Annotated in this window: 13 protein-coding genes and 1 pseudogene; 5 read left to right on the forward strand and 9 right to left on the reverse strand. The window is 70.8% G+C overall.

Features of this window, described 5'->3' with window-relative positions:
* Positions 1 to 44 precede the first annotated feature (44 nt).
* Positions 45 to 1,283, reverse strand: a complete 1,239-nt coding sequence (locus OVA15_RS10710; protein ID WP_268144885.1) for a benzoate/H(+) symporter BenE family transporter — start codon at positions 1,281 to 1,283, stop codon at positions 45 to 47.
* A 146-nt stretch (positions 1,284 to 1,429) separates the two neighbouring features.
* On the opposite strand from OVA15_RS10710, the pseudogene OVA15_RS10715 reads away from it, so the two are divergent.
* A pseudogene (locus tag OVA15_RS10715) lies at positions 1,430 to 1,486 on the forward strand (hypothetical protein); the annotation flags it as partial.
* A gap of 194 nt (positions 1,487 to 1,680) precedes the next feature.
* Positions 1,681 to 2,097 carry an MmyB family transcriptional regulator gene (locus tag OVA15_RS10720; protein WP_268144887.1) on the forward strand — a complete coding sequence of 139 codons (417 nt, stop codon included), beginning with the start codon at positions 1,681 to 1,683 and terminating at the stop codon, positions 2,095 to 2,097.
* Between the two features lie 38 nt (positions 2,098 to 2,135).
* Here the strand turns inward: OVA15_RS10720 and OVA15_RS10725 are convergent, their stop codons facing one another.
* The 7 genes from OVA15_RS10725 to OVA15_RS10755 form a co-directional block, all read right to left on the reverse strand.
* The gene (locus OVA15_RS10725) at positions 2,136 to 3,188 is read right to left on the reverse strand and encodes an intradiol ring-cleavage dioxygenase (RefSeq protein ID WP_268144889.1); all 1,053 of its coding nucleotides are present in this window, start codon (positions 3,186 to 3,188) and stop codon (positions 2,136 to 2,138) included.
* 147 nt (positions 3,189 to 3,335) lie between these two features.
* Positions 3,336 to 3,950 carry a TspO/MBR family protein gene (locus tag OVA15_RS10730; protein WP_268144891.1) on the reverse strand — a complete coding sequence of 205 codons (615 nt, stop codon included), beginning with the start codon at positions 3,948 to 3,950 and terminating at the stop codon, positions 3,336 to 3,338.
* Positions 3,951 to 3,953: 3 nt separating this feature from the next.
* The gene (locus tag OVA15_RS10735; RefSeq protein ID WP_268144893.1) at positions 3,954 to 4,817 is read right to left on the reverse strand and encodes an SMP-30/gluconolactonase/LRE family protein; all 864 of its coding nucleotides are present in this window, start codon (positions 4,815 to 4,817) and stop codon (positions 3,954 to 3,956) included.
* 76 nt (positions 4,818 to 4,893) lie between these two features.
* Positions 4,894 to 5,802, reverse strand: coding sequence for an SDR family oxidoreductase (locus OVA15_RS10740; protein ID WP_268144895.1), 909 nt, complete (start codon positions 5,800 to 5,802; stop codon positions 4,894 to 4,896).
* Between the two features lie 96 nt (positions 5,803 to 5,898).
* Entirely contained in the window at positions 5,899 to 7,017 is a 1,119-nt protein-coding gene (locus OVA15_RS10745) for an alkene reductase (RefSeq protein WP_268144897.1), read from the reverse strand.
* 71 nt (positions 7,018 to 7,088) lie between these two features.
* Positions 7,089 to 9,062: a vWA domain-containing protein gene (locus tag OVA15_RS10750; RefSeq protein ID WP_268144899.1), complete on the reverse strand. Its 1,974-nt coding sequence runs from the start codon at positions 9,060 to 9,062 to the stop codon at positions 7,089 to 7,091.
* 69 nt (positions 9,063 to 9,131) lie between these two features.
* Positions 9,132 to 10,517, reverse strand: a complete 1,386-nt coding sequence (locus tag OVA15_RS10755; protein ID WP_268144901.1) for a sigma 54-interacting transcriptional regulator — start codon at positions 10,515 to 10,517, stop codon at positions 9,132 to 9,134.
* 130 nt (positions 10,518 to 10,647) lie between these two features.
* Here OVA15_RS10755 and OVA15_RS10760 point away from each other — a divergent pair, with 130 nt between their 5' ends.
* The 3 genes from OVA15_RS10760 to OVA15_RS10770 all read left to right on the forward strand — a co-directional run bounded on the left by OVA15_RS10760 (position 10,648) and on the right by OVA15_RS10770 (position 12,987).
* Positions 10,648 to 11,319: an MSMEG_4193 family putative phosphomutase gene (locus tag OVA15_RS10760; RefSeq protein ID WP_268144903.1), complete on the forward strand. Its 672-nt coding sequence runs from the start codon at positions 10,648 to 10,650 to the stop codon at positions 11,317 to 11,319.
* A 10-nt stretch (positions 11,320 to 11,329) separates the two neighbouring features.
* A complete protein-coding gene (locus OVA15_RS10765) occupies positions 11,330 to 12,034 on the forward strand; it encodes an SCO1664 family protein (RefSeq protein ID WP_061712474.1) in 705 nt (234 codons plus the stop codon).
* A gap of 74 nt (positions 12,035 to 12,108) precedes the next feature.
* Positions 12,109 to 12,987 carry a Cof-type HAD-IIB family hydrolase gene (locus OVA15_RS10770; protein ID WP_006215349.1) on the forward strand — a complete coding sequence of 293 codons (879 nt, stop codon included), beginning with the start codon at positions 12,109 to 12,111 and terminating at the stop codon, positions 12,985 to 12,987.
* A 129-nt stretch (positions 12,988 to 13,116) separates the two neighbouring features.
* On the opposite strand, the gene OVA15_RS10775 is transcribed toward OVA15_RS10770, so the two are convergent.
* Positions 13,117 to 15,180, reverse strand: a complete 2,064-nt coding sequence (locus tag OVA15_RS10775; protein ID WP_268144908.1) for an NADPH-dependent 2,4-dienoyl-CoA reductase — start codon at positions 15,178 to 15,180, stop codon at positions 13,117 to 13,119.
* Positions 15,181 to 15,320: the final 140 nt, after the last annotated feature.

The following is a 15,320-nucleotide window of genomic DNA, read 5'->3' on the forward strand; positions in this document are numbered from 1 at the left end:
ATCTCACACGAGGCCCGCCGCGCCTGGAACCCAGGTGCGGCGGGTCAGTCGAGGCCCAGGTGGTCCTGGGGCTCCAGGACGCGGGAGACGACGTAGCCGAAGAGGATGCCCCAGAACGCGGCGTGGATGTTGAACAGGTCCAGCCCGGAGACCGTCACCACGAACGTGACCAGGGCGCCGAACGTGAAGCGCGTGGAGAACGCGGTGACGAACGCCCCCTGCAGCGCCTTGATCATGGCGATGCCGCCCAGGGCCAGCACGAAGGCCTCCGGGGTGGCGAGCATGAACCGCGTGAACACCGGGGCGAACAGGGCGAAGACCAGGGAGATCACGCCGTACGTGACAGCCGCCGTGTACTGCCGCTGCCTCTGCCCCGATGCCGTCAGGAGCACGTTCGTGGGGCCGGTGACGCAGGCGGAGACCGCGCCGACCGACGCATTGACGATCGAGAAGGCGCCGGAGGCCACGGCGAACGAGTTGATGGGCGGGTCGTGCTCGGCCTGGCGCAGCACGGCGATGCCCTGGCCGTTCTGCACCACGAGCACCGTCATCGCCAGCGGCACCAGCAGCTCGAGCTGGGCGCCCAGGGTGAACTCGGGGGCGGTGAAGACGGGCTGGGCCGGCACGCGGCCGTCGGCCTCGAAGCGGAACTGGCCCGTGGCGACCACCATGACCAGCCCGATCAGCTGGGTCCCCAGCACCGGGGGCATGCGCTTGCCGAGGGCGGGCACCGCGGTGAGCAGAACGAACACGATGACCATCGGCAGGGCGATCGCCGGGGCAGAGGTGGAGGCGTCCACGACGTCCGTGCCGAAGCGCAGGAAGATCGCCGCGACCATGCCCATCACGATCGGCATGGGGATCGCGGCCATGGCCCTGCGCACCACACCGGTCATGCCCAGTCCTATGACCAGGACACCCGTGGTGAAGAACGCACCCGCGACCTCCGGGAAGGACAGGTGCTGCAGCGACGGCCCCAGCAGCACGGTTCCCGGGATCGACCAGGCGAAGCCGAAGGGACGGCGAAACAGCAGGGACATGAAGATGGTCGCCAGCCCCGCCGAGAGGAAGATACCGAAGACCCAGGAGGCGATCTGCTCATCCGACAGCCCGCCGGAGGCGCCCACGGCCAGCGTCACGGCGATCGGCCCGGAGGCTGAGAAGATCAGGCCGGTCAGGCCGTTGACCGCGTACTCGGGACTGAGGTCGCGCAGCAGCTGCCGAGGCCCGGCGGGGGAGAGGTCGGGCCGCTCGAGGACCGGAGCACGCTGCCGCGTCGACATGGGACTGCCCGGTGGCTGGACGGCGGACGGATTCCGCTCAGTCCACCGGAGCCGGCCCCCGGCGCGCTGCGCTGGCCCCCGACGACGACGGGCCCCGTCGGCGAGTCCCCGGTCTGCGTCGCGGGGAGGTCGCAGCGCGGGCAGGGGTGAGCACGGACTACTGCACGCGCCTGGAGCAGGGCCGGCACAAGCGGCCGTCGGAATCGGTGCAGCTCGCCCTGGCCGAGGCGCTCGAGCTGGACCCCACCGCCGCCCGCCACCTGCAGGATCTGGCCCGGGCGCTGGCACTGCCCAAGCGGGCCAGGCCCCCCACGGCGGAGCAGCAGCGCCTCAAGCACTCGCTGATCGCCTCCCTGCTGGCGGACACCCCCGCCCGCGCCCCGGGCAGCGCAGCCTCATGCACTGGGCCTTCCTGGACCCCGAGGCTCGCGAGAAGTACGTGGACTGTGAGAAGGTCGCCTCCTCCATGGTCGGCACCCTGCGCCTGGATGCCGGGCGCCACCCCGACGATCCCCAGCTGGCTCAGCTCGTGGGGGAGCTGTCTCTGCGCAGCGAGGAGTTCCGCACCTGGTGGGCGGATCACCGGGTGACCGAGCGCCGCGACGGCCTCAAGTGCCTGAACCACCAGCTCGTGGGCCGCATCGACGTGCACTACGAGGCCCTGGAGGTCACCGGCGCTGAGGATCAGACGCTGTTCCTCTACTCCACAGCGAATGGCTCGGACTCCGAGGCCCGGCTGCGGACCCAGGCATCCTGGCTGGCCGAGAACCAGCCGGGACCAGGCAGTATGCCGATCTCGGAATCCATGAGCTGAGGCCGCGAGAGCAGGTCGGGCGGTACCTCGCCAGCAGCTCAGGCCGCAGGTGCGGCGCCGGGGGCGCCTGCCCCGCCGCCCATCCCACCCATCGACGGCTCCGTGTTGGTGTCCACGCCCACGGTGATCGACAGGGTGTACCCGCTCTTGGCATCACCGGTCACGGTCGCCAGCTGGGCCTGGCCGCCGTCGTCGCTGAACACGTTGTCCGTGTCCAGGGACAGCGAGGCCATGTTGGTCACCGAGGACTCGTAGCCCGCGGTCGCGTAGGCCTCATCGCAGGTGGCCTGCGGGATCGCGATCTGCGAGATCGACACAGCGTTGGACTGATCGGTGATCGATGCCTCGTCCGGGAAGACCTCGAAGTGGATGTGCGGCCACCGACCCGTGTAGCAGGCGGGGAAGATGCTGGTGAAGGTGACCTTGCCGCTCGAGTCGGCGATCTGCACGCCGCGCAGGTAGTTCTCATCCTCGATGCCCTCGGAGTACATGGAATACCGGCCATCGCGGTCGCAGTGCCAGACGTAGACGGCAGCTCCGGCCCAGGGCTTGTAGCTGTCGGCCATGTTCACGATGGTCATCTCCAGGGTCATGGGGATGCCCTCGGCCGTGGCGGAGCCGGTGCCGAAGCTCGAGCGGATGTCGCTGCGCACCACGCCGGACTCCTCCAGGACGTCGGGCCCGTTCGAGCCGTCGCCGGGGTAGGGGCCGGCGGTCTCATCGGGGATCTCGGAGGCCACGTCGATCGAGGCGTCATCGGTGGGGGTCGCCGAGCTCGTGGCAGAGGCCGACGAGGACGCCGAGGAGGAGCTCGAGGTGGGCGCGCAGGCCGCCAGCCCGAAGGCGGTGGCACCCAGGCCCAGCGCCGAGAGCGCGCTGCGACGGGAGACGAGCGTCTGCAGGTCGAAGGACAGCCCCTGGTCCTGGACTTCGTCCTCGGGCCGCTCGAGCGGGCGCCCCTGGTAGTGCGGCATCCCGTCGATCATCTCGACCCGAGGGTCGTTCTCATTGTCGGCGGGCGGCTCGGCAGTGGGCTCCTGAGAGGCGGAGCCCTGGGAAGCGGTGTCGCGGCTGCGGCGCAGGAAGAGCACGGCTGCTCCTTCGTGATCGGGGTCCGCCCGGCGCTGCTGCCGGGCTGACTGATCACGAAGCTACGAGCGGCCCTTGTGCCGAGGTTCGCCTGGACCTGTGCTGGGGCTGTGAGGTGCCGACGGCAGAGAATTCTTCGATCGAGCGGCTCACCGGCGGGGATTGCGCCGGGCGATCGAAGTGCTCAGCGCCGTTGCGAAGCCGCACCACAGGACGTAGGGGACCAGGGCTGCCCCCGCTCCTCGATGGGCGGAGCCCGCACGTCGGCTCAGGTCTGCGCAGCTGAGGGTCAGCACGGCGGCGTGCACCGAGGCCAGTTCGAACTCGCGGGCCCGGAAGAAGGTCCAGCACCAGCCGGCGTTCAGCGCGAGATTCACGGCCAGGGATCGACGCAGCCCGGCGCTGCGACGACTCAGCTGCCGGGACAGCGGGCGGGAGCGCCGCGCGGGGACCCGCGGCCGCTGCGGCGGCACGAGCTCGTGCTCATCGGCCTGCGCTCGCTCGCGGTGCCGGGCGAGGTTCGTCAGCGCCAGCGCCGACGTGCACGCGATGACCGTGTAGAGGCCCGTCCATACGATCGGGAACGCGACTCCCGGCGGCTGCCATGAGGGCTTGTCCAGGTGGGTGTACTCGGGGGAGCGCACCACCGGACCCGTGGCGAGCGAGCCGATCGCTGCCGTGGCGGTCACGGCGGCGCCGGTGGCCAGCAGCCGGGGTGCCAGGCGCGGTGCGCGCCTGGAGCGGCTTCTGCGCAGGATCTGCACGGCTCAGCCTCCGAAGGCCAGCGGCTGCATGCCGCGCACGCCCGGCTCGACGGCGTAGATCGATCCGGCCGCCAGCTCCTCGTCATCGGGGAGGTTCTCCCGCGACGTCGTGATGAACAGCCGGTCCAGGTCCGGGCCGCCGAAGGTGCAGGCGGTGATCTGGCGGACGGGCAGCTCGATCACCTCGGTGAGCTCGCCCCCGGGGGAGTAGCGGTGCACGGCGCTGCCGCCGTTGAGCGCTGTCCATATGCCGCCGTCGGCATCCACGGTGAGGCCGTCGGGGTGCCCCGCGTCCTCCGGGATCCGCACGAAGGCGCGGGGGTCGACGGGTCCGCGCTCCGGGTCGTGGTCGAAGACCGTGATCTGTCCCGTGGGGGTGTCGTTCCAGTAGGCGAGGTCCCCGTCCGGGCTCCAGCCGATGCCGTTGGCGATGGTCGCGCCATCCCAGGCCGTCTGCGGCTCGGTGCCGGGCCCGTCCCAGCGGTAGACGCTCGAGGCGCCCTCGGTCTTCTCATAGGCCATGTCGCCCAGCCAGAGCCGGCCCTGGGGATCGCAGCCGCCCTCGTTCGTGCGCAGCCCGGAGTCCTCGAACAGGGTCACGATCTGCTCGAGATCCGAGAGATCCTCTTGGCGGGCCAGGCCGATGCCGTTCTCCAGCCCGACGACGGCGCCGCCGCCCACCCGCGGGCGCAGCATCGAGGCTATGCGGGAGGGGACCTCCAGGCGCTGGTGGCCGCCGTCGTCGATCTCGATGATCGCCCCGTGGAGCATGTCCACGAACCTCAGGCGCCCGGTGGCCGCCCACCAGACAGGGCCCTCGGCGTGATGGGCGATCGAATCGGTGATGCGCTGTGCCTTGATGGTCATGCTCCTCAGCGTAGGACGCCGGGCCGGAGCCTGGGGAGGCTCCGGCCCGGCGTGGTCGTGCGGTGGCGTGTGGCGATCAGGCGACGGGCGAGCCGCCGTTGACGTTGAGGACGTCGCCGGTGACGTAGCTGGACTCGGGGGAGGCCAGGTAGACGTAGGCCGGGGCGAGCTCGGTGGGCTGACCGGCGCGCCCGATCGGGGCCTGGCGGCCGAACGAGGTCAGCTGCTCCTCGTTCTTGTTGTCCGTGACCTGCAGCGGCGTCCAGATGGGGCCCGGAGCCACGGCGTTGACGCGGATGCCGCGCTCGACGAGCTGCTGGGCCAGGGCCTGGGTGAAGGCGTTGATGGCGCCGTTCGAGGACGCGTAGTCCACCAGGGTCTCCGAGGGCTTGTAGGCCTGCACGGAGGTGGTGTTGATGATCGACGAGCCCGCCGGCATCACGTTCAGCGCCGCCTGCGTGACGCGGAACATCGAGAACAGCTTGATGTCGAAGGTGTTCTCGAACTGCTCGTCCGTGATCGCCTCGAGGCTCTCCCAGTGGTACTGGCGCCCGGCGTTGTTGACCAGGATGTCCAGGGCGCCGAGCTCATCGGCGACCTTGCCGGGCAGCTTGCGGGCGAAGTCCTTGTCGCGCAGGTCGCCGGGCAGCAGCAGGGCCTTGCGGCCAGCGCCCTCGATGACCTCCTTGACGTGCTGGGCGTCCTGCTCCTCCTCCGGGAGGTAGCTGATGGCCACGTTCGCTCCCTCGCGGGCGAAGGCGATCGCCACGGCGGCGCCGATGCCGGAGTCGCCGCCGGTGATCAGGGCCGTGCGGCCCTCCAGGCGCCCGGTGCCGCGGTAGGTCTCCTCGCCCAGATCGGCGCGGGGATCCAGGTCGCGGTCCAGGCCGGGGGCCTCCTGGGACTGCACCGGCGGGTCGATCTGCACGTAGCGGGTCGTGGGGTTCTGGAAGGTGAGCTGGTCGTGCTTCTCGTTGTTCGTCATGCTTCGAGCCTAGAACATCAGCACCCTGACTGTCTGTGTCGAGCCTGTTCCTGACCTGGCTGTTCGCTGACGGCGCGAACCCCCGTTGTGATTGGCTCAGGGCCGTGTCATGGCGGGGCCTTCCGGTGCGGCGGATCCGCTCACAGCCAGCGGGTAGTCGGTGTAGCCGGCGGCGTCGTGCGTGTAGAAGGTGGAAGGGTCGGGTTCGTTGACCGGCAGGCCCTCGCGCCAGCGCTGCACCAGATCGGGGTTGGCGATCATGCTGCGGCCCACCACGGCTGCATCGCCGGCGCCGCTGTCCACGATCGCATGCGAAGCCTCCAGATCGGTGATCTCCGCCCACCCGGTGTTCAGCAGGAGCGGGCCGTCGAACAGCTCGCGGGCCAGGGCGACCGAGGGGTCCTGCGGATCCGCCACGAGCAGCGAGACATAGGACAGGCCCAGCCCGCCGATCTCCTGCAGCAGCGTGCGGTAGGTGGCCTCGGTCTCCTGCGGGTCGGTCTCCGCCGTGCCCTGCGCTCCGTTGCCCGGGGACAGCCGGATCGCGGTGCGATCGGCTCCGACCTCCTGGGCCACAGCTTTCACGACCTCCGCCACGAACGACGCCCGCGCCGCAGGCGTCCCGCCGTACTGGTCCGTGCGCTGATTCGACGCCGGAGCCAGGAACTGGTGCAGGAGATAGCCGTTGGCGCTGTGCAGCTCGATCAGATCCACCCCGGCGTCGACGGCCCGGCGTGCGGCGGCCGCGAACTCGTCGCGGACACCGGCCAGCTCCTCGGTGCTCAGCTCGCGGGGCACGGGGATCTCGTCCTTGCGCCCGTCCTGCAGGTGCAGGGAGGTGCCGGGGGCGATCGCGCTCGGGGCCACGGGCTGCTCGCCGCCGTTGATCTCCGGATGCGAGATGCGGCCACCGTGCATGACCTGCATGGACAGCCGCCCGCCCTCGGCATGCACCGCCTCGGCCACGCGCTTCCACCCGGCGGCGTGGGCGTCGTTGGCGATGCCGGCCTGGCCCGGGTAGGACCGCCCGACGGCTGCGGGGAAGGTGCCCTCCGTGGTGATCAGGCCCGCCGAGGCGCGCTGGGCGTAGTACTCGACGTTCAGGTCCGACGGCGTGCCGTCGGCCTGAGCGCGCAGGCGGGTCAGCGGTGCCATGACCACGCGGTTGGGGATCTCGAGAGCTCCCAGGGTCAGCTGGTCGAACAGATCGGGCATGAGCGGCCTCCTCGGCGGCGGGACGGAACTGTTCGGTTCAAGACAGGACGAGCCCGACATATTCCGTCGCTTCATTCCCCGCCCTTGGACGAGAGGTACTCGTCCAGCACCGCCGAGCCGAGCTCCTCGGGATCCACGGCCACCACGCGGCCGTCGGCCCGGCGGGCCATGGCGTTGAGGAAGCGGCTCAGGCCGGGGTCGTCGCCGAGCTGGAAGAACGTGGTGTGCGCCCCGGTGCGGGTGACGCGGTCCAGCTCGGAGACGGTCGCCTGAAGCGTGGGGGTGGAGGTGGGCCAGTCGAAGTGAGCGTCGCCGCTGGGCAGCAGGTGCGCGGTGGGCTCACCGTCGGTGACGATCAGCAGGATCGGCTGCATCGACGGGTGCCGGCGGAAGAACCTGCCCGCCAGCAGCAGGCCGTGATGCAGATTGGTGCCCTGCTCGTGCACCGGCGGCATGGCGGTCAGCTCGTTCTCGTCCAGGCTGCGCGCCCAGCGCCCGAAGGAGATCAGCTCGAGGGAATCGCCCCGGAACCGGGTGCTGATCAGGTGATGCAGGGCCAGGGCGGTCTGCTTCATGGGCAGCCACCGGCCCTCGGCTGCCATGGAGAACGACGTGTCCACGAGCAGCGCCACCGCCGCCTGAGTGCGGTCCTCGGTCTCCTGGACCTCGACATCCTCCACACGCAGGCGCATGCCGCGGGACGGATCGCCGCCCTCCCCGACGGTGCGCTGGATCGCGTTGGTGATCGTGCGGGTCACGTCCCAGGACTCCAGGTCCCCGAACTGCCAGGCCCGGGTGGAGCCGGTGAGCTCTCCCGAGGCGCCGGTGCGGCGGGTGTCTCGTGAGCCGGGGCGGCCGGAGAGCTGCTCGGCGGTGTCGCGCAGCAGCGCCCGCCCGAGCTGGCGCACCGCGCGCGGGGAGAGCCGCAGCGCGCCGTCCGATCCGCGGTGCAGCAGCCCGGAGTCGCGCAGGGCCTTCTCCAGCTCGCTGAGCGTACGGGCGTCCACTGCCGCGTCCTGCCCGAGCTGGCGGCCCAGGGCGTCGAGGTCGATGTCATCAAGGGCCGCGCCCTGATGGCTCTGGGAGAGCTGATCGGCCAGGGCATCCAGGTCCGCGATGTCCTGCAGCACCCCGGTGCCGTCGCCGAGTCCCAGGCCCTCCTGGCCCTCGAAGCGCTCGGAGCCGCTCCAGTCCTCGCCGGGGCGCAGGGCCTGGAGGTTGGCGTCGAGCTGAGAGAGCTGCTCCATGAGCTGCGGGGAGCCGAAGGCCTGGGCCGACAGCTCCATGAGTTCCTGGCGCTGTTCCGGCGTCATGGAGTTCATCATGCGCGCGGCCGCCGCCGAGCGCTGGGCCAGGGCGTCGATCAGCTCGTCGATGTCCTGCGGATCCTCCGGGAAGTGCTCCCCGTGCTCCTCCATGAACTGCTCGAAGTCCTCAGGGGTGTCCTCCCCGCGGGCGTGCTTGGCCAGCAGCTCGTTGAGATCGGCGAGCATCTGCGAGATCGCCTGGCGGTCCTCCTCCGTGGCGCCCTCCAGGGCCTGCTTCATGCCGGCGAAGCGCTGATCCAGCACCTCGCGGCCGAGCTTGTCCTTGATCTGCTCATAGGTCTGCCGGGCCTGCTGAGAGGCCCAGTCGTAGTCCGTCAGCTCGGACACGGCCGCGGCCGTGGACGACGGCAGTGCACCGAGCTGCATCTCCCGCAGCTGCCGGTCCGTGGGATCCATGCGGGCGTCACGCAGCAGCTGCTCGCGCTCCAGCCGCACGGCCTGCTCGAGCAGGCTCTTCACCTCATCGAGCGTGCCGCCCAGGCTGTGCTTGCCGAGCAGTTCGCGGCGGCGCTGGTTCACCCGCCGGGAGAGGTCGTCCAGGCCGCGCTGGCCGCGACCGCCTCGGCGCAGGAACTCGCGCAGGGCATCCTGCGGCGAGTACCCCTCCATGACATCGCGGCCGATCGCGTCCAGGGCCTCCGTGAGGTCCGGCGGCGGCGCCAGGGGATCGGGTCCCCCGCGATAGCGGCCGTAGCGGCTGTTGCGATACGCAGGCACTGCGCACCTTCTTTCCGTGGTGCAGGGACGATGAGCGCGGACCCGGTCAGCGGCGCCGGGAGCCCTTGCTCAGCCGTAGATGGTGCCGTCGTCGTCGGCGTCCTTGGAGATCTTCTGGGCCAGGAACAGCCACTCGAGGGCCAGCTCGACGGCCGCGGCGCGCTCGCCGGCGGACTCGGCGCCGAAGGCCTGGGCGATCCGGTCGTAGAGGTCCTGACTCTCCTCCGGCAGCTCCTCCAGCAGCTCGTGGGCGGGGATGTCCGCACCGGTGGTCACGGTGACGGTCCCGTCCAGGGCCTCGATCAGGGGATCCAGGTCCACTCCGCGCAGCCGTGCCGCCAGGGTCTCGGCGGTGGCCCGGCGCAGCAGGTGGTCCAGGACGGCCTGCTCGCGGCCCTCCTCCCCGGCCTCGAACTCGATCTTGCCGGCCAGCACGTCCACGGCGGCGTCGATGTCCACGAGCCGTGCAACGGCGGCGTCCTCCCGGTACACCGTGGCTCGGCGCAGGGCGGCCGCGGCCGTGGTCTCCGCACCGGCGATCGAGAAGCGGGCCGAGACTCCGGAGCGCTGATCCACGGCCGGCGACTCGCGCAGCAGCCGGGTGTAGCGCGCCAGGATCTCCAGCAGGGCCTCGGGGACCTCGGCGACCAGGTCGGCCTCCTGCGAGATCACGGCCATCTCGTCCGCGAGCTCGATCGGGTAGTGGGTGCGGATCTCCGCGCCGAAGCGGTCCTGCAGCGGCGTGATGATCCGCCCGCGGTTGGTGTAGTCCTCCGGGTTGGCCGAGGCCACGACCAGCACGTCCAGGGGCAGGCGCAGGACGTAGCCGCGGATCTGGACGTCGCGCTCCTCCATGACATTGAGCATGGCCACCTGGATGCGCTCGGCCAGATCGGGAAGCTCGTTGATGGCCACGATCCCGCGGTGCGCGCGCGGGATGAGGCCGTAGTGGATGGTCTCCGGGTCGCCCAGGCGGCGGCCCTCGGCCACGCGAACGGGGTCGACGTCGCCGATAAGATCCGCGACCGACGTGTCCGGGGTGGCCAGCTTCTCCACATAGCGCTCGTCCCGGTGCCGCCAGACGATGGGCAGCGAGTCGCCTTCTGTGGCGATGCGGGTCCGGGAGGCGTCGGTGATCGGATCCAGGGGGTGCTCGTGCAGCTCCGAGCCCTCGATCTCCGGGGACCACTCGTCCAGCAGGCCGACCATGGTGCGCAGCAGACGGGTCTTGCCCTGTCCGCGCTCGCCGAGCAGGACGATGTCGTGTCCGGCGATCAGGGCGCGCTCGACCTGCGGCAGGACCGTGCGGCTCAGGCCGTGCAGACCGGGCCAGGGGTCGCGGTCCTCCGCCAGGGCGTCGAGCAGGTTGGCCCGCAGCTCCTCACGCAGGGAGCGGACGGGGAGATCGGCGGCGCGCAGCTCGCCCAGGGTGCTGATGTCAGGGTGATCGGTCACACCTTCACGCTAGCCCTGCACCGCGACAGCACAAGCGGCCTGGCAGTACCCGGCTGGGTGCTTTCGCGCTGAGCGCATTCGGTGCCTCCGCCCCTCTTCCGCAGTCGGCCGTGGGCGGTACGGTGAGCGCGTGAGCGACAGACAGACCGAGACCGACAGTTCCCAGACCTCCGCCGAGCGCCCCACGCTGATCCTGCTGGTCCGCCACGGACTCACCCCCACCACGGGAAAGGTCCTGCCGGGTCGTGCACCGGGGCTGCACCTGTCCGAGAAGGGCTTGGCGCAGGCCGAGCGGCTGGCCGAGCGCTTCCAGGGCCTGGCCGTGGACGCCCTGTACACCTCGCCGCTGGAGCGCACGCGGGAGACCGCCGAGCCGGTCGAGAAGGCCACCGGGCTCACCGCCGAGGCGCAGTCGGACCTGCTCGAGTGCGATTTCGGCGAGTGGACCGGCGAGAAGCTCAAGCATCTGGCCAAGCTGCCGGAGTGGACCGCCGTGCAGCAGAGCCCCTCGAGCTTCCGCTTCCCGGACGGGGAGAGCTTCACGGAGATGCAGTACCGCATTGTCGAGGGCATCCAGCGCCTCCGCGATCGGCATCCCGGCCAGACCGTCGTGTGCTTCTCTCACGCGGACCCCATCAAGGTGCTGCTCAACCACGCGCTCGGCTCGCACCTGGATCACTTCCAGCGCATCTCCGTGGATCCCTGCTCCGTCTCGGCGATCTCGTATATGCCGGGACGGGCACCTTCGGTTCTGCGCATGAACACGACCGACGGCTTCCTGTCCGACCTGCTCTCGGACTGATCCCGCTCCCATGACCGCTGACGAGCACGTCCTGCAGCACGGGGAGATCGAGCTCGTGGGCCTGTTCCGCGAGTCCTCCAACTCCGCGCTGCTCGTGGACGTGACCGACGACGACGGCCGCACCGTCCGCGGCGTCTACAAGGCGGAGGAGGGGGAGAAGCCCCTGCGCGACTTCCCGCCGCGCATCTACCGCCGGGAGCGGGCAGCCTACGTGCTGTCCGAGGCCCTGGGTTGGGGGCTGATCCCCACCACGGTGCTGCGCGAGGAGGGGCCGTTCGGCCCCGGGTCGATCCAGCGCTTCGTGGACCACGATCCGCAGGAGCACTACTTCACGCTCTACGACTCCCACCCCGAGACGCACGACGATCTGCGGCGGATGGCGGTCTTCGACGTCATCGCCAACAACACCGATCGCAAGGGCGGCCACGTCCTGCACGGCACCGACGGCCGCATCTGGGGGATCGATCAGGGGCTGTGCTTCTCGGCCCCGGACAAGCTGCGCACCGTGATCTGGGAGTTCGCCGGCGAGCCCGTGCCGGAGGGGCTGCTCGAGGACCTGGCTCCACTGGCCGAGCAGCTGCCCGACGAGCTCGAGGAGCTGCTCTTCCCGGTCGAGCAGATGGCCCTGCAGCTGCGGGTGCAGATGCTGCTGGCAGACCCGGTGCTGCCGCACGATGAGACCGGTGGATATCGGATCCCCTGGCCGCCGCTGTAAGGCCCGTCGTCCCGGGCGCTGAGCTGGCATGCTGGGGGCAGGAATGCTTGCCCGCCCCAGCACAGGAGACCCCAATGACCTTCCGCCTCGTCGCCTTCGACATCGACGGCACCCTGCTGGGCAGCGACCGCCAGCTCCAGCCCGGCACCCGCTTGGGGCTGGAGGCCATCCGGGAGGCGGGCGCTCAGATCATGCTGGCCTCCGGCCGCCCGATCCCCGGTCTGAAGCAGCTGGCCGAGAAGCTGGAGATCGGCGAGGATCTGATCCTGGCCGGCATGAATGGGTCGATCATCGTGGACCAGGCCTCCGGGGAGGTCATCGCCCGCCGGGAGATCGACGCCCAGACCGCGCAGGAGATCATCGACCACGTGCTCTCGCGCGGCCTGATCGTGATGATCCCGCTAGGGGAGGAGCTCTTCGCCTCGGAGCCCGAGCACCCGCAGGTCCGCCATGAGGCCGAGGGCAACGCGCTGAGCATCCGTCCGCTGCCGCAGGTCGCCGATCTGCCGGAGCCGGCCACCAAGCTGCTGTTCACCGGGGAGCGCCCCGAGCTGCTCGAGCTGCAGAAGGAGCTGGACCGGGATTTCGCCGATCGTGCCGAGTGCACGTTCTCCTCGCCGATCTACTTCGAGGCCACCGCCCGCGGCGTGGACAAGTCCTCGGCGATCACCGACTACTGCGCGGCCAAGGGCATCCCGCTGGAGGCCGTCATGGCCTTCGGCGACAACGGCAACGACATCACCATGCTCTCCGCGGCGGGTCTGGGCGTGGCCATGGGCAACGGCATCCCGGAGGCCAAGGAGGCCGCCGATGTCGTCACCGCCACGAACGACGACGAGGGCATCGCCCGCATCCTGGAGCAGTACTTCCCGTTCTCGCTGTCCGAGGTCGATGCGCAGGACGAGCGGCGCGAGGACCGCACCGAGACTCCGGAGCCGACCGGGCGCGGCTGAACCTCATTCAGCACCGCCTCGGGCCCATGGAGCTGCCAGCATCCAGGCAGTTCCAGGGGTTTTCCGATGGTGTGCTGGCAGCACGGCCGGGCGAGAGGGCGCGGCTCGTGCCTGCCGAACGCCGGGCGCTCACAGCGCCGCAGCGACCTCCACGCCCTGCTTGATCGCGCGCTTGGCGTCGAGCTCGGCGGCCACATCCGCTCCGCCGATGATGTGCAGGCTGATGCCGGAGTGCTCCAGGGGCTCCACGAGCTCGCGCTGGGAGACCTGACCGGCGCACAGGATCACCGAGTCGACCGGCAGCACCAGGGGCTCGCGCGGGGCGTCGGCGGCCTCGGTGTCGGAGGACTCCCCGGCGGGCACGGTGAGATGCAGGCCGTCATCGTCGATGCGCACGTACTGCGCGCCGGTGATCTGGTGGACGCCGCGTGCCCGCAGGGCCGCGCGGTGGACCCAGCCTGTGGTGACGCCCAGGTCCTTGCCGATCGAGGACGTGCGGCGCTGGATGAGGTGCACCTGACGCGGCGAGGGCTCCGGTTCGGGCTTGCGCAGCGCGCCGATCTGGGCGTCGGGGCCGGTCAGCGGGGCCACGCCCCACTCCTTCTGCCAGTCCTCCACGGGCGTGGGCTGAGGGCCGGTGTGGGTCAGGAACTCGCACACGTCCACCCCGATGCCGCCGGCGCCGATCACGGCCACGCGCTCGCCGGCCTGGCGGCGTCCGCTGACCAGGTCCGGATAGGTGATGACCGACGGATGCTCGAGCCCCTCGATCTCGGGGACCCGCGGCTCCACACCCGTGGCCAGGATGACGTGGTCCCAACCGGCGTCGATCAGCTCCTGGGCGCTCACCCGGTGCCCCGTGCGGACCTCCACCCCCAGGTCCTCGAGCCGCTGGGTGAAGTAGCGCAGCGTCTGGGCGAACTCCTCCTTGCCGGGGATGCGCTGGGCCAGGGCGAACTGCCCGCCCAGGTGGTCCTGGGCCTCGAAGAGCTCCACCCGATGACCGCGCTCGGCGGCGGCCACCGCGGTGGACAGGCCTGCCGGGCCGGCGCCGATCACGGCCACCCGCTGCGCGGTGCGCGTGGGCTCGAGCACCAGGGTCGTCTCCCGGCCCGCCCGCGGATTCACCAGGCAGGAGGCCCGCTTCTGGGAGAACGTGTGGTCCAGGCAGGCCTGGTTGCAGGCGATGCACGTGTTGATCCGGTCCTCGCGGCCCTCGAGAGCCTTGCGGACCCAGGCGGGATCGGCCAGGAAGGGCCGCGCCATGGACACCAGATCGGCCTGGCCCTCGGCCAGGATCGCTTCCGCGTCCTGCGGCATGGAGATGCGGTTCGACGCCGCGACCGGCACCGAGACCTGGGCCTTCAGCGCGGCGGTCGCCTCCGTGAAGGCAGCGCGCGGGACGCTCGTGACGATCGTGGGCACGCGGGCCTCGTGCCAGCCGATGCCGGTGTTGAAGACGTCGACGCCTGCGTCCTCGAGCTCATGGGCCAGGGCGACGACGTCCTCCCAGGCCTGGGCGCCGTCGACCAGGTCCATCAGGGAGATCCGGTAGATGATCGGCAGCCCTGGGGCCGCGGCGCGCACCGCGCGCACGACCTCCACCGGGAAGCGACGACGGCGCTGGGCGTCGCCGCCCCAGTCGTCCTCGCGCTGATTCGTGCGCTGGGCCAGGAACTGGTTGAGCAGGTAGCCCTCCGAGCCCATGATCTCGACGGCGTCGTAGCCGGCCTCCTGGGCGAGCACGGCGCAGCGGGCGAAGTCCTGGATCGCGGCCCGGACCTGCTCGTCGGTCAGCTCTCGGGCGGGGAACGGGCTGATGGGGGACTGCGTGGCCGAGGCGGAGACCGCCTTCGGGTGATAGGCGTAGCGCCCCGCGTGCAGGATCTGCAGGGCCAGCAGGCCGCCGGCCTCGTGGACGGCGTCGGTGAGGATCCGGTGATGGGCCGCCTGGGCGGGATCCGAGAGCTGGCCGCCCCCCGGGGTGAGGCGGCCTTCGCCGTTGGGGCTGAAGCCGCCGGTGATCATCAGGCCGGCTCCGCCGCGGGCGCGCTCGGCGAAGTACGCGGCGAGCTCGGGGAACTGCTCGGGATCGTCCTCCATACCTGTGTGCATGGAGCCCATGAGGATGCGGTGGGGAAGCTCCAGCCCCCCGATGCTCAGGGGGGCGGAGAGGCGGGGGTGCTCGGTCATGCTGCTCCTGGGTGCGACGACTCTCAGCAGGTCGATGCAGTGGGGTATGTGATCTGCGCCATCATAGTGACGAAGCGTCAGCAGTAGCGAACATCACATTCGATTGTTGAACAATCGCCCTCAATGGTCCATCCTGTTCC

The organism is Kocuria sp. SL71, assembly GCF_026672465.1.
In the GTDB taxonomy this organism is placed as follows: Bacteria; Actinomycetota; Actinomycetes; order Actinomycetales; family Micrococcaceae; genus Kocuria; species Kocuria palustris.